This is a genomic window from Proteus sp. G3927 (assembly GCF_963894685.1).
In the GTDB taxonomy this organism is placed as follows: Bacteria; Pseudomonadota; Gammaproteobacteria; order Enterobacterales; family Enterobacteriaceae; genus Proteus; species Proteus mirabilis.
Window position 1 is genome coordinate 1 of record NZ_CAWQGX010000003.1, and the last position, 24,010, is coordinate 24,010.

Genomic DNA, 24,010 nt, shown 5'->3' on the forward strand with positions numbered 1-24,010 from the left:
AAGCCAGTCGAAGATACCAGCTGGCTGCAACTGTTTATTAAAAACACAGCACTGTGCAAACACGAAAGTGGACGTATACGGTGTGACGCCTGCCCGGTGCTGGAAGGTTAATTGATGGGGTTAGCGCAAGCGAAGCTCCTGATCGAAGCCCCAGTAAACGGCGGCCGTAACTATAACGGTCCTAAGGTAGCGAAATTCCTTGTCGGGTAAGTTCCGACCTGCACGAATGGCGTAATGATGGCCAGGCTGTCTCCACCCGAGACTCAGTGAAATTGAACTCGCTGTGAAGATGCAGTGTACCCGCGGCAAGACGGAAAGACCCCGTGAACCTTTACTATAGCTTGACACTGAACATTGAGCCTTGATGTGTAGGATAGGTGGGAGGCTTTGAAGTGTGGACGCCAGTCTGCATGGAGCCAACCTTGAAATACCACCCTTTAACGTTTGATGTTCTAACCTAGGCCCATAAACTGGGTCGGGGACCGTGTCTGGTGGGTAGTTTGACTGGGGCGGTCTCCTCCTAAAGAGTAACGGAGGAGCACGAAGGTTGGCTAAGCATGGTCGGACATCATGCGGTTAGTGCAAAGGCATAAGCCAGCTTGACTGCGAGAGTGACGGCTCGAGCAGGTACGAAAGTAGGTCTTAGTGATCCGGTGGTTCTGAATGGAAGGGCCATCGCTCAACGGATAAAAGGTACTCCGGGGATAACAGGCTGATACCGCCCAAGAGTTCATATCGACGGCGGTGTTTGGCACCTCGATGTCGGCTCATCACATCCTGGGGCTGAAGTAGGTCCCAAGGGTATGGCTGTTCGCCATTTAAAGTGGTACGCGAGCTGGGTTTAGAACGTCGTGAGACAGTTCGGTCCCTATCTGCCGTGGGCGTTGGAAGATTGAGAGGGGTTGCTCCTAGTACGAGAGGACCGGAGTGAACGCACCACTGGTGTTCGGGTTGTCATGCCAATGGCATTGCCCGGTAGCTAAGTGCGGAAGAGATAACCGCTGAAAGCATCTAAGCGGGAAACTTGCCTCGAGATGAGTCTTCCCTGTCGCTTTAAGCGACCTAAAGGAACGTTTAAGACTAAGACGTTGATAGGCTGGGTGTGTAAGCGTAGCGATACGTTGAGCTAACCAGTACTAATGAACCGTGAGGCTTAACCTGACAACACCGAAAGTGTTTTGTCAGAGAGACGAAACAATAAAGTCAGCTTGTTCAAGATTAAATTACTGGCGACTTACCGAAAGGAAGGAAGCGAGTAATAGACAGACCAGTTTGTCTGGAACAAACTGGAACAGTGCGGAGCACTGGCCCCGAAGGGGTGAGTCTCAGGATGAGACGAATAATTACAGAATTTGAAGAATTCTGCTTGGCGGCCATAGCGCGGTGGTCCCACCTGATCCCATGCCGAACTCAGAAGTGAAACGCCGTAGCGCCGATGGTAGTGTGGGGTCTCCCCATGTGAGAGTAGGGAACTGCCAAGCATTAAATAAGACAAAAAAGCCAACCCACTGGGTTGGCTTTTTTGCGTTTAGAAGATCGTATTTTACCTTGAGTCATGCTAACACTTTTTTATAGTTAAGTATCAATTTCAATAAGAGAGCAACTAAGTAATATTTTTACTCCATCGAGTAAACTGCTCTATACCAAGAGCCATTAATATCTGGCAGAACCATGCACTATAGTTTTCAGGGTGTTTTTCTACATCATGATAAAGCTCGTTTAATGAAATCCAACGATGATCCATAACTTCATCGGGATGACACTGTGGTGTTTTATCACTAAAGCCTAAAAAAAGATGATCAAACTCATGCTCAATAAGATCATCCGTGACTTTCTCATTATATAAAATCGTACCAATAGGTTGCATATCACACTGCATACCTAATTCTTCATTTAAACGCCGATGTATTGCTTGTGATAGAGGTTCATTGGGTAAAGGATGGCTACAACAAGTATTCGCCCATAGACCACCAGAGTGATATTTAGTCAGTGCTCGTTGCTGGATCAACATTTGTTGCTTAGAATTGAAAATAAATAATGAAAAGGCTCTATGCAAGGCGCCAGTAATATGTGCCTCCAGCTTGGGCATGGTTCCTAGCTCATTGTCATTTTTATCAACGAGGATCACGGCGTCTTTCACAAAAATCACCTTGGTAAAAATAAAAGAGAGTTATAACGCGAATATACCATGCATGTATATCAAATAATGGTTAATTGTGTTGTTCCTTTAATGGTATTAGTGGGTAACGCTACTGATAACATCATAATATAGTTGTTTAGTTTTCTAGGTTTAATTGAAGTTTTAAGGGAAATTATCTTCTTTACGATAAGCTATCTTGCCATTCTATAAAATTTATTATTTTATTAACATGTTGTTTTCTTTAAACTAAATAGAATATATTGATAATATCTATTACAGAGTTTACTAGATTCGAATTCTGATGAGGGGTAAGATAAATGTTAATTCTGCTACTTACTGTAGCAAAATCTAAATAAAGGAATTTAGTTATGTCTTCTATATTACCTCGCTCTGTAACATCCCCTAAAAAATTCTTTATTGGTAGTCAATTACTTGCTTCTGTTGGTAATTATATGAAAGATTTCGGAGATAATGCTTTTATTATCAGCGATGAATTTTTCCTAGAAAAAGTAAATAAAGAAGCTTTGTCGTCAATTAAAGAAAATGGGCTATCTGGTTTCGTTGAAAAATTTAATTACGAATGTACAGAAGCTGAAGTGGATCGCTTGGGTAAGATTGTTGTTGAAAATAAAGCGAATGTTATTATCGGTATCGGTGGTGGTAAAACATTAGACGTATCTAAAGCGGTTGCTTATTATCATCACCTCCCTGTTATTTTATTCCCAACGATTGCTTCTACAGATGCACCTTGTACAGCACTTTCTGTTCTTTATAAAGAAAATGGTGAATTTGATAAATACTTATTCTTACCTCAGAATCCTGATATGGTGATTGCGGATACCGCGATTATTGCTTCTGCACCACAACGCTTCTTCTCTGCAGGTGTCGGTGATGCTTTAGCCACTTATTTTGAAGCACGTGCTTGCTATCAAGCTGATGGACTTAATTTAGTTAATCAACGCCCATCACGTACAGGTTTAGGTCTAGCACAATTGTGTTTTGAAATATTGAGTGAAAATATTGATAAAGCAATGGATGCTGTGCGCCATAAAATTACCACACAAGCTTTAGAGCAAACTATTGAAGCGACTATTTATTTAAGTGGTGTGGGGGCTGAAGCAGGTGGTTTAGCAGCCGCTCATGCGGTCAATAATGGTATGTCTGCAGTTGCTTCCTTACATCATGTGCAACATGGTGAAAAAGTGGTATTTGGATTATTAACACAATTAGTGTTAGAAAATGCGCCACAAGAAGAAATTGATGAAGTTATTCGTATTATCAAAGCGGCTGAATTGCCATTAACGCTTGAAGATATGGGAATGAAAGAGTTTATTGAAAGTGAATGGCGTAATGTAGCGAAAATTGCTTGTGCAGAAGGTGATACCATGGGCAATATGCCGATGAAAGTGACTGAAGAAGATGTCTACAACGCAATGATTGCAGCGAATGCATTAGCGCATCGCTATAAATAATCTCAGTATTTTTTTTAAATATCAAACCCCAAATAAATTGAATTTGGGGTTTGATTTTAATCTAAAGTTGGGTTCATCTGTGCCAGATCAAATGGTGTAATTTGATAAACATAATAATTTAGCCAATTTGCAAAGAGTAAATGTCCATGACTACGCCAAGATACAAGAGGTTTTTTATTAGGATTATTATCGGGAAAATAATTTTCAGGTAGTTGTGGTGCTAAACCAGCTTTAACATCACGATGATATTCGTCAGCTAATGTATTGGGATCGTATTCTGGGTGACCTGTGGCAAAGACAACACGTTTATCTTTAGATGCGAATAGGTAAGCCCCTGCTTGCTCTGATGTTGCTAATATTTCTAAATCTGTATTTTGTTGAATAAACTCAACAGGAAAACCAGCATAACGTGAATGAGGGGCAAAGAATGTTTCATCAAACCCACGAGTCAGTAACGCGAAAGGATCACATGTTGTATGACGATATACCCCAGAAATTTTTTGTTTTAAGGTATATTTAGGTAAGTCATATAAAATATTTAGGCCCGCTTGAGCGGCCCAGCAAATAAAAAGTGTTGAAGTAACATGCTCTTTTGCCCATGTAATGATTTCTTTTATTTCCTCCCAATAAGCCACATCTTCAAATTCAACTAAACCTAATGGTGCTCCCGTTACAATCAAGCCATCAAAATTCTGTTCTTTAATTTGGGCAAAATCACAATAAAAAGTATCAAGATGCTCAACAGGTGTATTTTTGGGAACACGAGAATCAATACGCAATAATTGGATATCAATTTGTAATGGACTATTAGAGAGCAACCGTAGAAATTGATTTTCTGTTTCTATTTTTTTGGGCATCAGATTGAGTAACAGTACTTTTAAAGGACGAATATCTTGAATACTCGCTCTACTTGATGTCATGACAAAGACATTCTCATTGCGTAAACAACTCACTGCGGGTAGTTCGTCTGGTACTCTGATCGGCATCTCAATAACCTCTAAAAAACATCTAGACATCTAGAAGCCTGAATTTAGCCAATTCAGATCTAAAAGTCGAGGTGTAGATGCTGTATATGAAGAATATTCATATAAGTAAATGTTATAAGCCGAGCTTTATGTGATCTTCGCATGATTTTAGTTTGTTTAATCATTCAACAAACCAAGATCCCTCGAGTTATTTTTGAAATAGCCATTTTTATTCAGCCAAAAAACATTGGTGTAATCACATTGTTAAAAAATGTTTAAATAAAAATGGAATTCATTTTTGATTTTTGTAAAAACTGCATTAATCTTAATCAGGTGTGTAAAAGATTTTAGGGGAATGCAGAATGTCACAATCATTAACTACAGAAGCATTAAGCTTCACCAAACCTTTTGGGATAGCTGAAAAAGAGATATTAAATCATGATGTTGAGTCATTTTTGACTGATTTGGTCAGTCAGTTTTCAGAACGTCGTGACACCTTATTAGCAGAAAGAGAAATTTGGAAACAAAAAGTGGATAATGGAATGCTTCCTGATTTTATTTCAGAATCAGATTCCATTATAAACTCAGAATGGAAAGTGAATCCAATTCCTAAAGACTTGCAAGATCGTCGGGTCGAAATTACAGGCCCCGTAGATCGTAAAATGGTGATCAATGCATTAAATGCTAATGTAAAAGTATTTATGGCAGATTTTGAGGATTCACTTGCCCCGACATGGGATAAGGTTATTGATGGCCAAATTAATTTACGTGATGCTGTCAAAGGAACAATTTCCTACACCAATGAACAAGGTAAGTGCTATCAACTAAAAGCATCGCCTGCGGTGTTAATTGCTCGAGTCAGGGGATTACACTTGCCTGAGAAGCATGTGCTATGGCAGGGAAAACCTATTCCTGGGTGCTTGTTTGATTTTGCCTTATATTTTTACCATAACTATAAAACATTACAGGCAAAGGGCAGCGGGCCTTATTTTTACATTCCTAAATTACAAACTTGGCAAGAGGCAAAATGGTGGAGTGATGTTTTTCATTTCACTGAAAAACGCTTCGGTTTAGCCAGCGGAACTATTAAAGCCACAGTATTAATTGAAACTTTACCGGCGGTATTTCAAATGGAAGAGATCTTATTCCATATGAAAGAGCATATTGTGGGCCTTAATTGTGGACGTTGGGATTATATCTTTAGCTATATCAAAACGTTGAAGAATTACCCTGATCGCGTGTTACCGGATAGACAGGGTATCACTATGACTCAACCTTTCTTAAGTGCTTATTCCCGACTACTTATTCAAACTTGTCATAAACGTGGTGCATTTGCGATGGGAGGAATGTCTGCTTTTATCCCCAGTCGCTCTGCGGAGCAAAATGGTGTCATTTTACAAAAGGTATTTGAGGATAAAGAGCTTGAAGCAACTAATGGCCATGATGGTACTTGGATAGCTCACCCTGGATTAGCCGAAACGGTGTTATCTGCGTTTGATGCGGTATTAGGAGAGCGAGCAAACCAACTTGATGTACAACGTAATGAAAAGATCACCGCAGAAATGTTATTGGCCCCTTGTGAAGGTGAAAGAACAGCAACAGGAATGAGAGCGAATATCCGCGTTGCTGTGCAATATATTGAAGCGTGGATCTCAGGTAATGGTTGTGTGCCTATTTATGGGCTAATGGAAGATGCCGCCACGGCGGAGATATCTCGAACCTCTATTTGGCAATGGATCCGTCATCAAAAACCATTATCAGATGGACAGATTGTAACAAAAGCGCTTTTTCGCAACATGTTGAAAGAAGAGCTGGAAGTTATTCGCCAAGAAGTGGGTGATACCCGCTTTGAGCAAGGTCGTTTTAAAGAAGCAGCAACCTTAATGGATAACATTACTACCCAAGATGAATTAGTCGATTTTCTGACTTTACCGGGTTATCAACTTTTAAATTAAAAAAGATACGTCATAACGTATTTATAAACTGCAAATATAAAACATCATCACTACCAGATTTATAGGAGTTATTTTATGTCTATGAGTAGATCAGAGCAGATTGCCCAATTAGAAAAAGAGTGGGAACAACCTCGCTGGAAAGGGATCAAACGTCCTTATAGCGCAGAAGATGTCATTAAATTACGAGGTTCCGTTAACCCTGAACATACCTTAGCAAGACGTGGTGCGCAACGGCTTTGGTCATCATTAAATGGTAAGTCGAAGAAGGGATATGTCAATGCATTGGGGGCTTTAACGGGAGGGCAAGCATTACAGCAAGCTAAAGCGGGATTAGAAGCCATTTATCTATCTGGTTGGCAAGTGGCGGCTGATGCGAATACTGCTGCCAGTATGTACCCTGATCAATCTTTATACCCGGTGGACTCTGTACCCAATGTTGTTCAGCGTATTAATAATACGTTTAGACGAGCTGATCAAATTCAGTGGTCAAATGGTATCGGCCCTCAGCATAAAGATTATATTGATTTTTTCCTTCCTATTGTTGCTGATGCGGAAGCGGGTTTTGGTGGTGTACTTAACGCATTTGAATTAATGAAAGCAATGATTGAGGCGGGTGCAGCAGGCGTTCACTTTGAAGATCAGTTAGCCGCAGTGAAAAAATGTGGTCATATGGGCGGAAAAGTCTTAGTACCTACGCAAGAGGCTGTGCAAAAGCTGGTGGCAGCACGTTTAGCGGCAGATGTTTCGGATGTTCCTACCTTATTGGTTGCCAGAACTGATGCGGATGCGGCAGATCTCTTAACTTCAGATTGCGATCCTTACGATAGTTCATTTTTAACTGGTGAGCGTACCGCTGAAGGTTTTTTCTGTACTCATGCAGGAATTGATCAGGCCATTAGTCGAGGGCTTGCTTATGCCCCTTATGCCGATTTGGTTTGGTGTGAGACTTCCACGCCAGATCTGAAAATGGCGGCTAAATTTGCCGAAGCGATCCATGATAAATATCCCGGTAAAATGTTAGCGTATAACTGCTCTCCATCTTTTAACTGGAAAAAGAATCTTGACGATAGCACGATCGCCCATTTCCAAGATGAGCTTTCTGCGATGGGGTATAAATTCCAGTTTATCACTTTAGCGGGTATTCATAGTATGTGGTTCAATATGTTCGATTTAGCGCATGATTACGCTAAAGGTGAAGGTATGAAACACTATGTTGAAAAGGTACAAGAAAAAGAATTTGCTGCACTATCGAAAGGCTACACCTTCTCATCTCATCAACAAGAAGTGGGCACCGGCTATTTTGATAAAGTGACGACGATTATTCAAGGTGGTATGTCATCTGTTACGGCATTAACTGGCTCTACTGAAGAGCAACAATTCTAGTCCTTACTGTGATGCACTTTTGTGGTGATAATTCAGGAGCAGGATGCTCCTCTTTTTCATGAGGTCAGTTGATGACAGCTGAAGACTTAGTCGCTCAAACGATCTTACAAGGCTTTGATGCACAATATGGGCGTTTTCTTGAGATAACGTCAGGTGCTCAATATCGTTTTGAGCAAGCAGATTGGCATGGTATTCAATTGGCGATGAAAGAGCGCATCCGCTTATACGATAATCATGTTGGATTAGTTGTGGAACAACTTAGATGTATCCGACATGATATTGATAAAGAAAGTGTTTTCTTACAAAAAGTCAAAGAGCGATACACACAATTATTACCTAACTATCCCCGTTTTGAAATTGCTGAAAGTTTTTTTAATTCAGTCTATTGTCGTCTATTTCATCATCGAGAGCTTAATAAAAAAAACTTATTCGTTTTTTCATCACAACCTGCGTATCGTTTTGCGCAAGCCCCTCGCCCTTTATCAAGAACGTTTGTTATACAAAGTGATTTACCCGCATTATTGCAAGATATTTTATCGCGCCTACCTTTGCGTTTACCGTGGCAAAATAAATCGCGAGATATTCAATTTATTTGCCAAACGCTCTATACGCAATTTAGCCATGAGGAATTACAAAATGCGGTATTTCACATTGCTAATGAGCTATTTTACCGTAATAAAGCGGCATGGATGATTGGTAAGATAGTGATAAATAATCAATTCATTCCCCTGTTATTACCTATTCATAATATTGAACAGCACTTAGTTATTGATACCTGTTTAACGACAACAGATGAAGCCAGTATTGTATTTGGCTTTGCTCGTTCTTATTTTATGGTTTATGCGCCATTTCCCGCGGCATTAGTAACATGGTTACGGGATATTCTCCCTGAAAAGTCTATTGCTGAGCTCTATATGTCGATTGGTTGTCAGAAACATGGCAAAACTGAATATTACCGTGAATACCTTGCTTTTATGAATTTTTCATCGGAACAGTTTATTGAAGCTCCGGGGGTAAAAGGAATGGTGATGCTCGTTTTCACACTGCCTACTTACGATAGAGTGTTTAAAGTGATCAAAGATAGGTTTGCGCCACAAAAAACAATGACCGCAGAGCGTGTCAAAGAGTGCTATCGCTTGGTGAAAGAACATGATCGTGTTGGGCGAATGGCGGATACGCAAGAGTTTGAGAACTTTGTTATTGATAAAAAGCGGATCAGTAACGACTTAATGGCGATCTTAGAACAGGAGATCCCCAACAAATTAGAAGATCTAGGTGATAAGTTACTGATCAGCCATCTGTATATGGAACGCCGTATGACGCCACTTAATATCTATATGGAGCAGTGTGACGATAAACAGTTAAAAGCCGTGGTTGAAGATTATGGCCAAGCACTTAAAGAGTTGATTGCCGCAAATATTTTTCCTGGTGATATGTTATTTAAGAATTTTGGCGTGACACGTCATCATCGAGTTATTTTTTATGATTATGATGAAATAAGTTATATGACAGATATGAATTTCCGTGCCATTCCTCCCGCCCGCTATCCTGAAGATGAACTGGCCAGTGAGCCTTGGTATAGCGTTGCTGAAAATGATGTTTTTCCTGAAGAGTTTCGTTACTTTTTATGTTGTGATAAGCAAGTATGTCATTATTTTGAAGCTCAACATCGTGATCTTCTTTCACCTGAATACTGGCAACAACAGCAGCAAAGAATTAAACAAGGGTATATTGAAGATGTTTACGCCTATCCACAAAGTAAACGTTTTATTGATAACGATATCTGTTAATAAAACAGAGTAATAAAGATAGATAATCGAATGATATACCTATCTTTATTGGGTAATAATTAAAGCATTAAATTAATGTTGAGCGCCAGCAACAGCTTCTTTTGCTAGCTCAGTAATACGTTGATAATCTCCTGCTTTCACAGCATCACTTGGAACTAACCAAGAGCCACCGATACAAAGTACACTTTCCAGTGCAAGGTAGTTACGGTAGTTTTCTGGCGAAATACCGCCGGTTGGGCAGAAACGTACTTGTGAGAATGGTCCTGCAATTGCTTTTAATGCTTTAACGCCACCATTAGCTTCTGCTGGGAAAAACTTAAATTCATTTAAACCGTAACTCATACCGAGCATTAATTCAGAAACAGTCGAGATACCAGGGATAAGAGGAATAGAGCCTGCTACCGCAGCTTTTAATAGCGCATCGGTTAAGCCTGGGCTAATGGCAAATTGTGCACCCGCTTCTGTGACTTGGGCTAATTGTTGAGGGTTGATCACTGTCCCTGCACCAACAATGGCTTCTGGTACTTCTTTAGCAATGCGACGAATAGCTTCAATAGCGCAGTCTGTACGTAGTGTCACTTCTAAAACTTTTACGCCACCGGCGACTAACGCTTTTGCGACAGGTACAGCTTCTTCAATATGATTAATAACAATAACAGGAACAACGGGCCCTGATTTTAGTACAGACTCTGCACTTGTATTCCAATGATTCATCTTTATCTTTCCTAATCAGAAATAATGAAGAGCAAATAAATAGGCTTGCTCCTCATTAGGCAATGAAAACTTTATGTATTAAAAATCAATACAGCAAGCACCTTGTTCAGCACCTGATAAATGGCGACGTAAATTAACGAACAACTCACGACCGCAACCGCTATTGTTTGCGCTGAGATCAGGTATTTCAGTTTGGCGAGCTTCTAAGGTTTGTTCATCAACTAAGAGTGTTAATTCACCTGTTTTGCCATTAACACGAATAATGTCACCATCTTGTACTTTTGCTAATAGTCCACCGTTTACCGCCTCTGGTGTTACATGAATAGCGGCAGGAACTTTACCTGATGCACCAGAAAGACGACCATCTGTGACTAATGCCACTTTATAGCCTTTATCCATCAATACCCCTAAAGGAGGCATGAGTTTATGTAATTCTGGCATCCCATTGGCTTGGGGACCTTGATAACGCACAACGACTACACAATCTTTATTCAATTCACCGGCGCTAAATTTAGCGGCAATATCATGTTGGCTATTAAACACAACAGCAGGTGCTTCAATAATTTTATTTTCATCAGGCACCGCCGACGTTTTCATCACTGCTCGACCTAAATTACCTTCCATCACCTGTGTTCCGCCGTGTGAAGAGAATGGTGTATTGATATCGGCAATCACATCTTTATCTAAAGATTGTATTGCACCTTCACGCCAATCAAGTTTACCTTCATTTAGCCACGGCTCTAAGGTATAGCGTTCAATACCAAATCCTGCCACCGTATTGACATCGCGATGAATTAAGCCTTTTTTCAGTAATTCACGAATAATAAGAGCAAGACCACCTGCCGCTTGGAATTGGTTAATATCTGCCGGACCATTAGGATAAATACGAGCAATTAATGGCACAACTTGTGATAATTGAGAAAAATCATCCCAATTAATCATAATGCCCGCCGCCCGTGCCATTGCCACTAAATGCATGGTGAGATTTGTTGAGCCACCTGTGGCTAACAGCACAATAATACCGTTAACAATCACCTTTTCGTCAACTAATTGACCAATAGGTAAATAATTCCCCGAGTTTTCTGTTAAGCGTACAATTTGTTTTGCTGCCGCTTCTGTTAATGCTTCACGTAATGGAGTGTCTGGGTGAACAAAAGAGGAGCCAGGTAAATGTAAGCCCATTGCCTCCATCACCATTTGATTGGAGTTTGCTGTACCATAAAAAGTACAAGTTCCCATACTATGGTAAGAGGCTGCTTCTGCTTCTAATAAAGCATTACGATCGACCTTGCCTTCTGCATACAGTTGGCGAATACGCACCTTTTCTTTATTGGGTAAACCACTGGTCATTGGACCTGCAGGGACAAAAATTGCAGGCAGATGACCGAATGACAGTGCTGCCATAGTAAGCCCTGGAACGATTTTATCGCAGATCCCTAAATAAAGGGCGCCATCAAACATATTATGAGATAACCCTACAGCTGCAGACATGGCAATAACATCGCGACTTAGCAGTGATAGCTCCATTCCATCTTGCCCTTGTGTCACACCATCACACATCGCAGGCACACCACCAGCGACTTGACCTACAGCGCCAACAGTATGCAATGCCGCTTTAATTTTTTGTGGATAATCTTCATAAGGTTTATGAGCGGATAACATATCGTTATACGCAGTAATGATGGCGATATCATTATGAACCATATTCTTAAGTAAATTTTTATCTTCACTTTGACAGGCGGCAAAACCATGAGCCAAATTACCGCAAGCTAACTGGGCACGGTGTACGGTTTGGCTTTTAGCAGCTTCAATTTTTTTCAGATAAGCGCGACGAGTTATTTGTGAGCGAGCAACAATACGTTCAGTCACTTGTTGTACGGTTTCGTTTAATGCGGCGAAGTTGTTCTGAAACTGGTCATGATTTTTCGGGTTCATAATAGTGCTTCCTTTATTCACACAGGGTGACGGCATTACTTATTGCTATAAGAAAAAATATAAGCGCTTAGCAATAACTTGTTACCGGTAACATTGTTACGGGTAACAAGCTCAGTTGCAATACTCTTAAACCAAGCTTAAACAACATCTGTGATCGATATCAATTTTTTAAGATGATAAGTAACAGTTTTTTAATATTTAACGGCTAAAAATGAAAAAAACGATTTTTGCATAAGCTGAATCGTTTTATTTAAGGAGAAGCCTTCCTAATTTGTACATAAATAAATAGAAAGGCCTAGCTGGATTAACTTTTTACACCACCATATTCACGGCTGATCTGCTTAGCGGCTTTTATCACCAGTGCACCTAATTCCGTAATGCGTGAATCTGTCATTCTAGATACGGGGCCAGAGAGTGAAATAGCGGCAAAAGGCTGGTGGTGTTCATCATAGATACAAGCGCCAATACAACGCAAACCTAATGCATGCTCTTCATCATCAAAAGAGAAGCCTTGTTTACGAGCTTGTTCTAAATTCTCTTTTAATGCGGAAGGTAAGGTTTTGGTATAAGGGGTATAGGCCATCAGACCTTTTTTCTGTAAAAGGGGGAGTAACTTATTTTCCGGTAAAGTGGATAGAAATGCTTTACCTGCACCAGATGCATGCATTGGCAACTTGCCGCCAATTGGGGCAGACATTCTCATTAATGCATTACATTGTACTTGGTCGACAATCACCGCATCAAATTCAACTTGATCAAGAATAGCCAAATTAACGGTTTCGCCTGAATCTTCCATTAATTGACGCAATATAGGGTGCACCATAACCAGTAGGTTACGGGTTTGCAGAAAGCTACTACCGACAATAAAGGCATGAGTGCCCACTACCCATAAACCTAAATCACCCACTTGGCGTACAAAACCATGTTGTTGCAAAGTAGTAAGTAAGCGGTGAGTAGTGGAATTGGGTAGTCCTGCTTGAAAAGCTAAATCAGTTAAAGCAATACCGCCTGGAGATTCGGAAATATATTCCAATAATGTTAAGCCACGGCTTAATGACTGAACGGGGCCACCTTGTGCAGTACTTTGAGTTGCGGGTGTTTTTGGCTTACGAGCTTTTTTATTGGTAGGGGAGACGGTCATACTTACACTCCAGAAATACTGTCCATATTATCCTCTATTATGACCTATATAACGTAATAAAACTCCTCTGATCTGTATATTTTTCAAAACAAAGCATATGAAAACAAATATTGATGTTATCGGGTTATGGTTAGGTGAAAATCTCTCATATTCCTCTTAGGAATCTTTGCAAAGAGATATGATAGGATAAAAAACAACGAACTTGCTATATAACGAAAATAACAACAACACAATATTCTTTGGTAGAGGAAGCAATGTGACCATGATAACTCAGCAGCTTACGCAAGCATTAGCCAAACGGATCTTAGTCCTTGATGGCGCAATGGGAACCATGATCCAGCAATATCAGCTGGCAGAAGAAGATTACCGAGGTGAACGTTTTGCCCATTGGCAATGTGATGTTAAAGGGAATAATGACCTTTTAGTCTTGACGCAGCCGCAGATCATTACTGAAATTCATAATGCTTATTTTGAAGCCGGTGCAGATATCGTAGAAACAAACACCTTTAATGCAACCTCTATTGCCATGGCTGATTATCAGATGGAAGGGTTATGTGCAGAATTGAATGAAGAGGCTGCTAAACTTGCCAGAGCCTGTGCTGATAAATGGAGTGCATTAACGCCAGATAAACCACGTTATGTTGCAGGGGTATTAGGGCCAACCAATAGAACAGCATCCATTTCTCCGGATGTTAACGATCCCGCATTTCGTAATATCTCATTTGATACATTAGTGATGGCTTATCGAGAGGCGATCTGCGGACTCATTAAAGGAGGGGTGGATTTAATTATGGTGGAAACCATTTTTGACACCCTAAATGCTAAAGCGGCTATTTTTGCGATTAAATGTGAGTTTGATAATCTTAATATTGAATTACCGGTGATGATCTCAGGGACTATCACTGATGCGTCAGGTAGAACATTAACAGGGCAAACCACAGAAGCCTTTTATCACTCACTACGTCATGCCGACGCGTTATCATTTGGTTTAAATTGTGCGCTAGGGCCAAAAGAATTACGCCAATATATTCAAACTCTCTCTCAAATATCAGAAACTTATGTCAGTGCTCACCCTAATGCTGGCTTACCTAATGCCTTTGGTGGATATGATTTAGATGCCAACGAGATGGCGGAACAAATCAAGGAATGGGCGCAAGCTGGGTTTCTTAATATTGTCGGTGGTTGTTGTGGCACAACCCCTGCCCATATTCAGGCTATTGCTCAAGCGGTTGATGGCATAGCACCTAGAACATTACCCGTCATTAAAAAAGCCTGTCGACTCTCAGGTCTTGAGCCTTTGGTCATTGATGATAATTCACTGTTCGTCAATGTAGGGGAACGAACGAATGTGACGGGTTCGGCTAAATTTAAACGTTTAATAAAAGAAGGTAATTACCAAGAAGCCCTTGATGTTGCTCGTCAGCAAGTTGAAAACGGTGCTCAAATCATCGATATCAATATGGATGAAGGCATGTTAGATGCGATAGAAGCAATGACACGTTTTCTTAATCTTATTGCGGGTGAACCCGATATTGCCAAAGTCCCGATTATGATTGACTCGTCAAAATGGCAAGTCATTGAGGAAGGATTGAAATGTATTCAGGGTAAGGGAATAGTCAATTCGATTTCGATGAAAGAAGGGGAAGCCCTTTTTATTGAGCATGCAAAATTAGTTCGTAAGTATGGTGCTGCGGTTGTCGTGATGGCGTTTGATGAAATAGGGCAAGCAGATACTCGAGAGCGAAAAATAGAAATTTGTCGGCGTGCGTATTATCTATTAACTGAAAAAGCCGGATTTCCACCAGAAGATATTATTTTTGATCCCAATATTTTTGCTGTAGCAACGGGTATTGCTGAACATAATAATTATGCAGTTGATTTTATAGAAGTTTGTGCGGATATTAAATCTCAACTGCCTTATGCTTTAATTTCTGGCGGTGTTTCTAATGTGTCATTCTCTTTTCGGGGCAATGATCCCGTTCGGGAAGCTATCCACTCCGTTTTTCTCTATTACGCTGTAAAAAATGGTATGGATATGGGGATTGTCAATGCTGGGCAACTCGCTATTTATGACTCATTAGCGGATGAACTACGTAATGCGGTAGAGGATGTTATTTTAAATCGCCATGCAGAGAGTACTGATAATTTACTGGCACTCGCAGAGCGTTATCGTGGTACTAAAAGTGAGGAACAGCACTCTACGCTTGCGCAATGGCGACAATGGGAGGTCGAAAAGCGCCTAGAGTACGCGTTAGTGAAAGGGATCACCGAATTTATCATTGAAGATACAGAAGCGTGCCGCCAACAAGCTTCGAGTCCTATCGAAGTGATAGAAGGGCCATTAATGAATGGCATGAACACAGTGGGCGATCTGTTTGGTGAAGGTAAAATGTTTTTACCCCAAGTAGTAAAATCGGCACGGGTGATGAAACAGGCCGTAGCTTACCTTGAACCTTATATTCAAGCGACAAAAAAAGCAGGCAGCTCGGCAGGAAAAGTGTTACTGGCGACAGTAAAGGGAGATGTTCACGACATTGGCAAAAATATTGTCGGAGTGGTGTTGCAATGTAATAACTATGAAATTATCGATCTGGGGGTCATGGTACCTTGCGATAAAATCTTGCAAACAGCCATTGACGAAAATGTTGATATTATTGGATTGTCTGGATTGATCACTCCATCACTGGATGAGATGGTGAATGTTGCTAAGGAGATGGAAAGACGCGGTTTTTCTCTTCCTTTAATGATTGGTGGTGCGACAACATCGAAAGCGCACACGGCAGTAAAAATTGAACCTAATTACAGCCACCCAACCGTTTATGTGCAGAATGCGTCAAGAACGGTCGGGGTGGTCGCTGCATTATTATCGGCCACACAAAAGGCTGATTTTGTCGCTAAAACACGCCATGAATATGAAGTGGTACGTCAGCAGTATGCGAGAAAAAAACCGCGTACGCCTCCCGTTTCCTTAGCGACAGCTCGTGCCAATGCATTGCAGCTTGACTGGCAACACTATACGCCACCTAAGCCGAACCAATTAGGGGTACAACAAGTTACAGCCAATATTGAAACTTTACGTAAGTATATCGACTGGACACCTTTCTTTATGACTTGGTCATTGGCGGGGAAATATCCACGTATATTAGAAGATGAGGTTGTCGGAGAAGAGGCAAGACGCGTTTTTGCAGATGCGAATACCATGTTGGATAAACTCAGTCGTGAAAAATTACTGACTCCGAAAGGTATCGTTGGTTTATTCCCTGCTAATCGCCTTGGTGATGACATTATTATTTACCAAGATGAAACGCGACAGCATGAGCTATTACGTTGTTGTCATTTACGCCAACAAACAGAAAAAAAAGAGTACCCTAACTATTGCTTGGCAGACTTTATTGCCCCTGTGGATAGTGGTCTTGCTGACTATTTTGGTGCTTTTGCAGTTACCGGCGGTCTAGAAGAAGATGCACTCGCTAATGAGTATGATAATGCTCATGATGATTACAATAAAATTATGATAAAAGCGCTATCCGATCGTCTTGCAGAAGCTTTTGCCGAATATTTGCATCAACAAGTGAGAATCAAAATTTGGGGGTACAGTCCTGACGAAGCGCTCTCTAATGACGAGTTGATTAGAGAAAAATATCAAGGAACACGACCTGCACCGGGATATCCGGCTTGCCCAGAGCACACGGAAAAAGCAAAAATTTGGCAACTGTTAAATGTAGAAAATCGTATTGGTATGAAGCTTACTGATGCTTATGCGATGTGGCCGGGGGCTTCGGTATCGGGTTGGTATTTTAGTCATCCTGAAAGTAAATATTTTGCCGTCGCTCAAATTCAAAAAGATCAGGTGGAAGATTACGCCAAACGTCGTGGTATGAGTATGAGTGAAGTGGAACGTTGGTTAGCCCCTAATTTAGGCTATGAGCCTTAATTAAACGGTATCTGAAGATTGTAATAATGTAATAAATAACAAGGTGATAATCATATCCCCTTGTTATTTTCTCTCGCAGTTCCCATTAAAGATGTATAAGCTGTAAGCCTGTATCAGAAAAAAGGACATGATGATGAGTTATACTTTGTATCTTCAGCAAACCCCAACAGTTGGCACTAAAGTTCCTTTTCCTTCTTTAGCCAAAGGAAATTACCCATTAAATGAAGTTATCATTAATGCGTTTTTAAATCTGATGCAATTAACAGGGAATTTGGATACAGATGCATTATTAGATGAAAAAATGTTTGATAAGATTTGGCTTAAGGCTGAAATGACACCGGCGCGCATGGAAGAAATTGGTGACTATATTTATCATCATATTCCTACACATCCAGCCCCCCTAGAAGAAGAGATCACACTATTTAAGCAAGCTATGCAAGAAGAAGAGGCATTGTTAGCTAAAGAGAGTGAAAAAGAAGGGTGTATTCCAATTTATAAGTTTGCTACAAATGATGGTTGGATTGTGACACCGAAAGAGTGTGAGATTATTGCCTCAGCACTTACAGCTAAGCTTCTTGAAGATAACCATGTATTTGTGGAACAAGTGGCTAAGATGTCTCATATTGCATATCGCTCGTTAGAAATCGCGTTGATTGATTTTGGTAAATTTAATCAATTTGCTAAAAAATATGGTGGTTATCGGGTATATTAAACGATGAAAGTAGGCTTTTTATAAGGAGCCTACTTAAGATGACTAACAATTAGAGAATAATGATTAATACTTTACGTAACTACTTTATTTGATGGTTTTTCTTTATCTATTTTTTTGATAATATCAGAATATAATTTTGATTTTAAATTATCTTCTACATTTTTAAACCATATGTTGTCATATATTTTCTTCATGTTGTGAATGCATTGAATATCAATTTCACTGAAAGATATATTTTCCTTTTTTATATAAAATGGTTTATGTTCAACGTAATATAAAAAATCTATTGTGGTGATTTTAGATAATGATCTACGATTATTTAATTCAGTACGCTGTTTTATTAAATCATCCTTTATATCCTTTATATCCTTTATATTACTTATCTTGTTTGAAATATTAGATAATAATGTTTTATTCATATTTGTAATATCCTTTTGGGAAGAAGGATACAGTAGGTGTTTTGTCTTGAATGAATTCAAATCTCTTTTATATTGTTGTAGATTTTTATTTTCCTGATCAAGTATCCTATCAATAAATTCAATATTTTTTTCTATTTCACTAAGTCCTTTTCCTATCAATGGTTGTTTATTTATATTTAAACTGTCAGGAGTATTGTTAGAGTTTTTTAGTGACACTATTTCACTTCGTAGCTGATTTAAATATTTATTTGTATGTAAAAATAGATCTAATTTATTTTTTACTTTATTTTTAACAATGTGACAAATATCATAAGAGGATGCAATACTCATAAATTTCCTTAAAAAATAATAATAATAATAATAATAATATTAATATTATCTTTTTAACGAGATATTAGATTGCAAATATACTTCATAAGTGTGGTTTAAAAAATCTAAAGAGAGCATTGGCTCCCTTTAGAATGTAACTATTCATTATTTAAAATAACGTATCGTGTAGTTTTCTGACAATATTATCTGCATCTTTGCCATCCACTAATAAACATAAGTTATGGGTACTCGCACCATGACTTATCATTCTAATATTATAATCCTCTAAAGTGCCAAAAATTTGGCTTCCTAAGCCATTTACTTGCGATAGTGAATTACCAATGATAGCGACCAATGCCAGATCTTCTTCTACTTCAACGCGACATAATGCGGATAATTCTGTTAATAAAGCATTAGTTAACAGACTGCCTGATGAGCTAGTGGTACCTGTGGTATCCAATGTTAAAGCAATACTGACTTCTGATGTGGTTATCACATCAACCGAAATATGGTGGCGTGATAAAATGGTAAATATTTCTGCCAAAAAGCCACGGGCATGAAGCATTTTCAAACTATGCAGGGTAAGTAGTGTCTGGTTTCTACGTAGTGCAATGGCACGAAACACAGGAGGATTATCAGTTTGTGCACAAACCAATGTGCCACCTTCTTCTGGTGCTTTGCTTGAGCCGACAAACACAGGAATACCACTACGCACTGCAGGTAATAACGTTGCGGGATGGAGAATTTTAGCACCAAAGGTTGCCATTTCAGCCGCTTCATCAAAGGCAATATGATCAATACGATGTGCTTGCGGGACTATTCTTGGATCAGTGCTATAAATACCAGGCACATCAGTCCAAATATCGACACGTGACATCCCTAATGCTTCACCAATCAGTGCCGCAGTATAATCACTTCCGCCACGTCCTAAGGTGGTGGTTTTTCCTTTAGGCTCTTGTCCGATAAAACCTTGGGTAACAATCACGGTTTCTGTTAAGCGGGGCTGAATTAAACTTTGTGTTAACTCAGTTAATTGCGCCATATCTGGCTCAGCATGACAAAACAGATCGTTGGTTTTCATTACTTTTCTGACATCAAACCAATCTGCACTTATTCCTTTTTCACGTAACAGTTCAACAAACAATAACGTTGACATCAATTCACCGTGGCTGACTAACTCATCGGTTAACGCATCAGAAGTTGCCAAGGCTGCCGCTTCTGACAGCATTTCAATATTTTCCAATAAGCGGTTTATTTCTTGAGAAATAATTTCTGCTTGTGATAGTTGATTGATGATGGCGTATTCAATATCACGAACTTGAGCCAATAAAGCGGCTCGTTGTGTTGCGTCAACACCTGTCGCAAGTTCGATAAGCAAATTGGTGATCCCCGCTGAAGCAGAAAGAACCACCACACGGACTGATTTCTGTTTTAAGATAATATCTGCACACTTTTCCATCGCCGCAAAATTTGCCACGCTAGTGCCACCAAATTTGGCGATAGTAAAAGGTGATGAAGGTGTTGCAGTATTATCTTTCATTGTTGTATTCCTTTAGTCCCAGTGAGATGTTAAACACAGTTAGGAATATCGGTTATTGCCAAAAGAGTCAATCAAGAGTGAAGGATAATCAATTTAATTAATAATCACTCAAAGATTATCGGTTTTGCCTATGTAAGTAATTAATACTAGATTTGTTGAATGGTTTTGACGAATATCATCAAATAAGAAAGAATTGACCGTAACTATTAAATGACAGGCTACAATCTGAGAGTATCGGATTGTAATCTTAAGAGAGTATTGTGAATGAAAAATGTAAACCCAACTCATACCTTAGCTTGGAAGGCATTAGAAGACCATTTTGCCGTGATGAAAGATACAGAAATGAAAACACTGTTCTCTCAAGATCCATCACGCTTTAACACCTTTTCAAGAACGTTTTCAGACCAAATTCTAGTCGATTTTTCAAAAAACCGTATCACCCAAGAAACATTAGATAAATTACAGACTCTGGCTAAAGAGTGTGATGTTGCTGGTGCGATAAAGAGCATGTTTAGCGGTGAAAAAATCAACTGTACGGAAGATCGTGCGGTACTCCACACTGCATTACGTAATCGTAGCAATACACCGGTTATGGTCGATGGCAAAGATGTGATGCCAGAAGTCAATGCCGTATTGCATAAAATGAAAGTATTTAGTGAGCGTGTGATTAGTGGTGAATGGAAAGGTTACACAGGTAAAGCGATTACTGATGTAGTCAATATCGGTATTGGTGGCTCTGATTTAGGCCCGTATATGGTGACAGAAGCACTGCGCCCTTATAAAAACCACTTGACCATGCATTTTGTTTCTAATGTTGATGGCACACATATTGCTGAAACCTTGAAGAAATGCGATCCAGAAACAACGCTATTCTTGATTGCTTCAAAAACCTTTACCACACAAGAAACCATGACTAATGCACACTCTGCAAGAGATTGGTTCTTATCTGCGGCTAAAGAGAGTGCTTTTGTTGCGAAACACTTTGTTGCGTTATCAACTAATAGTGCTGAAGTAGAAAAATTTGGTATTGATACCGCAAATATGTTTGAGTTTTGGGATTGGGTTGGTGGCCGCTACTCATTATGGTCAGCAATTGGTTTGTCCATTGTATTATCTATTGGTTATGACAACTTTGAGCAGTTATTGTCTGGTGCTCATGCTATGGATAATCACTTTAGCACCACTGAAGCCGAAAATAATATTCCGATGATATTGGCGCTTATTGGCATTTGGTATAACAATTTTTTTGGTACCGAAACTGAAGCGATTCTGCCATACGATCAATATATGCACCGTTTTGCTGCTTACTTCCAACAAGGTAATATGGAATCCAATGGTAAATATATCGACCGTGATGGAAACAAAGTCAGTTACCAAACCGGACCTATTATTTGGGGAGAGCCGGGAACTAATGGCCAGCATGCGTTTTATCAATTAATTCATCAAGGAACCAAACTGATCCCTTGTGATTTTATTGCACCAGCGATCAGCCATAATCCATTATCTGATCATCATGCAAAACTAATGTCGAACTTCTTTGCACAAACCGAAGCATTGGCATTTGGTAAAACTCGTGAGCAAGTCGATGCAGAGTTTGCCTCAGCAGGAAAAGATCCTGCAACCATGGGGTATGTGGCACCATTTAAAGTGTTTGAAGGGAATCGTCCCACCAACTCCATTCTTTTAAAAGAGATCACTCCCTATTCATTAGGCGCGTTAATTGCGATGTATGAACATAAAATCTTTGTACAAGGTGTAATTTTCAATATCTTCACCTTTGACCAATGGGGCGTTGAGTTGGGCAAACAATTAGCTAATCGCATATTGCCTGAGTTAAAAGGTAAGGAAAGTGTTAACAGTCATGATAGTTCAACAAATAATTTAATTAATCGTTACAAAGCATGGCGTTAAGAGAATAAATTAAGTGTGATTAAGCGCTTATAACCAAGGAGGTTGATGGTGACCTCCTTTGTTTTTTCTCAATTTGAGTGAATTCTGATTATCTTTTAACGTTTTTTTAGATTATTTATACGAAATGTTATCAGCTTTTAACTTCCTATCGCTACATCATGATATCCTTAGTGCATAATGATTTATAAAGTTAGGATCATCATAGTTGTGATGATGAAAGAATGTTTAAAAAATCCATAATCACTCACGCACCTATTCACTGGTTATCAGATGAAGAGCGTGAAGAAGTCGCAGAAAATACCTTAAGTTGGCTGCTGGAATTAGGTTCAATGACACGACGTTTTGAGCAACATTGCCATCAAGTGACGGTAATGCCATATCAAGAAGGTTTTATTGAATATATCGAGCCTGCTGATGAACAAAAGTGTTTACCTTATAGCCGACGCTATTGGCTAAGAGAAATCGTCCTTTGTGGGGATAATGTACCTTGGTTATTAGGGCGAACATTAGTGCCGGAAGAGACATTAACGGGTGAAGATCGCCAATTAGTGAATTTGCGTACGGTGCCATTAGGACGTTATCTGTTCCAGGAAACAACTTTAAGTCGTGATTTTATTCATATTGGGCAACAAAATGGACATTGGTTACGTCGTTCCCGTTTCCAGCTTTCAGATAAACCTTTATTATTAACTGAGGTGTTTTTGCCTGCATCACCTGTATATAAGCAGTAGTTAGGGGGAGCTAAAATTGGAGGGAAGTATGACGCACAATAAATGGCAGGCGTATAGCCGTTTAATGCGTATAGATAAGCCTATTGGAGCGCTATTATTACTTTGGCCAACGTATTGGGCATTATGGATCGCCGCTAAAGGCTTTCCTGACTGGCATATCCTAATTGTATTTACTCTAGGTGTGTTTTCCATGCGTGCCGCTGGGTGTGTAATAAATGACTTTGCTGACAGAAAAATTGATGGCAACGTTGAACGAACTAAAAATAGACCATTACCTAGTGGTGCTGTAACGGAGAAAGAGAGCAAGATTATCTTTATTGTCTTGGTGCTGTTTTCGTTTGGATTAGTGCTTACGTTAAACACCATGACCATTTGGTTATCTATTGCCGCACTTGCACTCGCATGGTTTTATCCTTTTGTAAAACGTTTTAGTAATTTGCCTCAATTAATTTTAGGTATGGCCTTTGGTTGGTCTATCCCTATGGGATTTGCTGCAGTTTCTGAAACACTACCTTTAGTATGTTGGTTACTCTTTTTGGTCAATATTATCTGGTCTGTTGTGTATGACACTCAATATGCCATGGTCGATCGCAATGATGATTTAAAAATAGGGGTGAAATCGACAGCCATTCTGTTTGGTCGTTACGATAAAATCATTATTGGTATTTTACAGTTAGTGATGTTGGCATTATTAGTGGCGATTGGCGTTTTGCTGAATATGAAAGGGATCTATTATTGGTCATTGTTACTCGTGACAGCCCTGTTTATTTATCAACAGAAATTAATTGCTGAACGGGAAAGGGCCCCTTGTTTTCAAGCGTTTATGAATAATAATTATGTTGGTTTTGTTTTATTTGCAGGTATTTTATTTAATTATTTCTAATAAACATATTACCAGCGCTAGCTGATTACTGAAATTGCATAAAAATAAAAGGGATAAGCCAATTGCTTATCCCTTT

At 39.5% G+C, this 24,010-nt stretch carries 16 protein-coding genes and 2 rRNA genes; 11 read left to right on the top strand and 7 right to left on the bottom strand.

What is annotated here, in order from left to right; genetic code table 11:
• A 23S ribosomal RNA gene (locus AACV00_RS00135) occupies positions 1 to 1,161 on the top strand; the annotation flags it as partial.
• Between the two features lie 204 nt (positions 1,162 to 1,365).
• Positions 1,366 to 1,481, top strand: a 5S ribosomal RNA gene (gene rrf, locus AACV00_RS00140).
• Between the two features lie 122 nt (positions 1,482 to 1,603).
• On the opposite strand, the gene idi is transcribed toward rrf, so the two are convergent.
• Positions 1,604 to 2,149 (bottom strand): isopentenyl-diphosphate Delta-isomerase, encoded by a 546-nt coding sequence (idi, locus tag AACV00_RS00145; RefSeq protein WP_161679908.1) that lies wholly within the window; start codon positions 2,147 to 2,149, stop codon positions 1,604 to 1,606.
• Positions 2,150 to 2,508: 359 nt separating this feature from the next.
• On the opposite strand from idi, the gene AACV00_RS00150 reads away from it, so the two are divergent.
• A complete protein-coding gene (locus AACV00_RS00150) occupies positions 2,509 to 3,612 on the top strand; it encodes a glycerol dehydrogenase (protein WP_004245929.1) in 1,104 nt (367 codons plus the stop codon).
• A gap of 56 nt (positions 3,613 to 3,668) precedes the next feature.
• Here the strand turns inward: AACV00_RS00150 and metA are convergent, their stop codons facing one another.
• On the bottom strand, positions 3,669 to 4,598 hold the full coding sequence (metA, locus tag AACV00_RS00155) for a homoserine O-acetyltransferase MetA (protein ID WP_004245927.1): 930 nt from the start codon (positions 4,596 to 4,598) through the stop codon (positions 3,669 to 3,671).
• Positions 4,599 to 4,939: 341 nt separating this feature from the next.
• Here metA and aceB point away from each other — a divergent pair, with 341 nt between their 5' ends.
• The 3 genes from aceB to aceK all read left to right on the top strand — a co-directional run bounded on the left by aceB (position 4,940) and on the right by aceK (position 9,705).
• The gene (gene aceB / locus AACV00_RS00160; protein WP_049197717.1) at positions 4,940 to 6,532 is read left to right on the top strand and encodes a malate synthase A; all 1,593 of its coding nucleotides are present in this window, start codon (positions 4,940 to 4,942) and stop codon (positions 6,530 to 6,532) included.
• A gap of 75 nt (positions 6,533 to 6,607) precedes the next feature.
• Positions 6,608 to 7,915: an isocitrate lyase gene (gene aceA / locus AACV00_RS00165; RefSeq protein WP_004245925.1), complete on the top strand. Its 1,308-nt coding sequence runs from the start codon at positions 6,608 to 6,610 to the stop codon at positions 7,913 to 7,915.
• Positions 7,916 to 7,986: 71 nt separating this feature from the next.
• Positions 7,987 to 9,705, top strand: coding sequence for a bifunctional isocitrate dehydrogenase kinase/phosphatase (gene aceK / locus AACV00_RS00170; RefSeq protein ID WP_104459548.1), 1,719 nt, complete (start codon positions 7,987 to 7,989; stop codon positions 9,703 to 9,705).
• Between the two features lie 72 nt (positions 9,706 to 9,777).
• Here aceK and AACV00_RS00175 read toward each other — a convergent pair whose 3' ends face one another.
• The 3 genes from AACV00_RS00175 to iclR form a co-directional block, all read right to left on the bottom strand.
• Entirely contained in the window at positions 9,778 to 10,419 is a 642-nt protein-coding gene (locus AACV00_RS00175; protein ID WP_004245923.1) for a bifunctional 4-hydroxy-2-oxoglutarate aldolase/2-dehydro-3-deoxy-phosphogluconate aldolase, read from the bottom strand.
• 78 nt (positions 10,420 to 10,497) lie between these two features.
• Positions 10,498 to 12,354 carry a phosphogluconate dehydratase gene (gene edd / locus AACV00_RS00180; RefSeq protein WP_004249150.1) on the bottom strand — a complete coding sequence of 619 codons (1,857 nt, stop codon included), beginning with the start codon at positions 12,352 to 12,354 and terminating at the stop codon, positions 10,498 to 10,500.
• 304 nt (positions 12,355 to 12,658) lie between these two features.
• A complete protein-coding gene (gene iclR / locus AACV00_RS00185; RefSeq protein ID WP_004245921.1) occupies positions 12,659 to 13,495 on the bottom strand; it encodes a glyoxylate bypass operon transcriptional repressor IclR in 837 nt (278 codons plus the stop codon).
• A gap of 262 nt (positions 13,496 to 13,757) precedes the next feature.
• Here iclR and metH point away from each other — a divergent pair, with 262 nt between their 5' ends.
• Entirely contained in the window at positions 13,758 to 17,429 is a 3,672-nt protein-coding gene (metH, locus tag AACV00_RS00190) for a methionine synthase (protein WP_161679910.1), read from the top strand.
• A gap of 133 nt (positions 17,430 to 17,562) precedes the next feature.
• A complete protein-coding gene (locus AACV00_RS00195) occupies positions 17,563 to 18,141 on the top strand; it encodes a hypothetical protein (protein WP_004249153.1) in 579 nt (192 codons plus the stop codon).
• A 71-nt stretch (positions 18,142 to 18,212) separates the two neighbouring features.
• Here AACV00_RS00195 and AACV00_RS00200 read toward each other — a convergent pair whose 3' ends face one another.
• Together AACV00_RS00200 and lysC are read right to left on the bottom strand one after the other, a co-directional pair.
• On the bottom strand, positions 18,213 to 18,890 hold the full coding sequence (locus AACV00_RS00200; protein WP_161679906.1) for a hypothetical protein: 678 nt from the start codon (positions 18,888 to 18,890) through the stop codon (positions 18,213 to 18,215).
• Positions 18,891 to 19,038: 148 nt separating this feature from the next.
• Positions 19,039 to 20,409, bottom strand: coding sequence for a lysine-sensitive aspartokinase 3 (lysC, locus tag AACV00_RS00205; protein ID WP_017628492.1), 1,371 nt, complete (start codon positions 20,407 to 20,409; stop codon positions 19,039 to 19,041).
• Between the two features lie 264 nt (positions 20,410 to 20,673).
• Between lysC and pgi the strand changes: the two genes are divergently transcribed.
• The 3 genes from pgi to ubiA all read left to right on the top strand — a co-directional run bounded on the left by pgi (position 20,674) and on the right by ubiA (position 23,934).
• Complete coding sequence (pgi, locus tag AACV00_RS00210; RefSeq protein WP_161679904.1) at positions 20,674 to 22,320, top strand: glucose-6-phosphate isomerase; 1,647 nt, start codon at positions 20,674 to 20,676, stop codon at positions 22,318 to 22,320.
• Between the two features lie 221 nt (positions 22,321 to 22,541).
• On the top strand, positions 22,542 to 23,051 hold the full coding sequence (gene ubiC, locus AACV00_RS00215; protein WP_004245914.1) for a chorismate lyase: 510 nt from the start codon (positions 22,542 to 22,544) through the stop codon (positions 23,049 to 23,051).
• Positions 23,052 to 23,079: 28 nt separating this feature from the next.
• The gene (gene ubiA / locus AACV00_RS00220; protein WP_004250107.1) at positions 23,080 to 23,934 is read left to right on the top strand and encodes a 4-hydroxybenzoate octaprenyltransferase; all 855 of its coding nucleotides are present in this window, start codon (positions 23,080 to 23,082) and stop codon (positions 23,932 to 23,934) included.
• Positions 23,935 to 24,010: the final 76 nt, after the last annotated feature.

Bases quoted from the DNA above. Each gene is read 5' to 3' on its own strand.
- AACV00_RS00150 (WP_004245929.1), top strand. From the start codon at position 2,509: ATGTCTTCTATATTACCTCGCTCTGTAACATCCCCTAAAAAATTCTTT.
- metA (WP_004245927.1), bottom strand. From the start codon at position 4,598: ATGCCGATCAGAGTACCAGACGAACTACCCGCAGTGAGTTGTTTACGC.
- aceB (WP_049197717.1), top strand. From the start codon at position 4,940: ATGTCACAATCATTAACTACAGAAGCATTAAGCTTCACCAAACCTTTT.
- aceA (WP_004245925.1), top strand. From the start codon at position 6,608: ATGTCTATGAGTAGATCAGAGCAGATTGCCCAATTAGAAAAAGAGTGG.
- aceK (WP_104459548.1), top strand. From the start codon at position 7,987: ATGACAGCTGAAGACTTAGTCGCTCAAACGATCTTACAAGGCTTTGAT.
- AACV00_RS00175 (WP_004245923.1), bottom strand. From the start codon at position 10,419: ATGAATCATTGGAATACAAGTGCAGAGTCTGTACTAAAATCAGGGCCC.
- edd (WP_004249150.1), bottom strand. From the start codon at position 12,354: ATGAACCCGAAAAATCATGACCAGTTTCAGAACAACTTCGCCGCATTA.
- iclR (WP_004245921.1), bottom strand. From the start codon at position 13,495: ATGACCGTCTCCCCTACCAATAAAAAAGCTCGTAAGCCAAAAACACCC.
- metH (WP_161679910.1), top strand. From the start codon at position 13,758: ATGATAACTCAGCAGCTTACGCAAGCATTAGCCAAACGGATCTTAGTC.
- AACV00_RS00195 (WP_004249153.1), top strand. From the start codon at position 17,563: ATGAGTTATACTTTGTATCTTCAGCAAACCCCAACAGTTGGCACTAAA.
- AACV00_RS00200 (WP_161679906.1), bottom strand. From the start codon at position 18,890: ATGAGTATTGCATCCTCTTATGATATTTGTCACATTGTTAAAAATAAA.
- lysC (WP_017628492.1), bottom strand. From the start codon at position 20,409: ATGAAAGATAATACTGCAACACCTTCATCACCTTTTACTATCGCCAAA.
- pgi (WP_161679904.1), top strand. From the start codon at position 20,674: ATGAAAAATGTAAACCCAACTCATACCTTAGCTTGGAAGGCATTAGAA.
- ubiC (WP_004245914.1), top strand. From the start codon at position 22,542: ATGTTTAAAAAATCCATAATCACTCACGCACCTATTCACTGGTTATCA.
- ubiA (WP_004250107.1), top strand. From the start codon at position 23,080: ATGACGCACAATAAATGGCAGGCGTATAGCCGTTTAATGCGTATAGAT.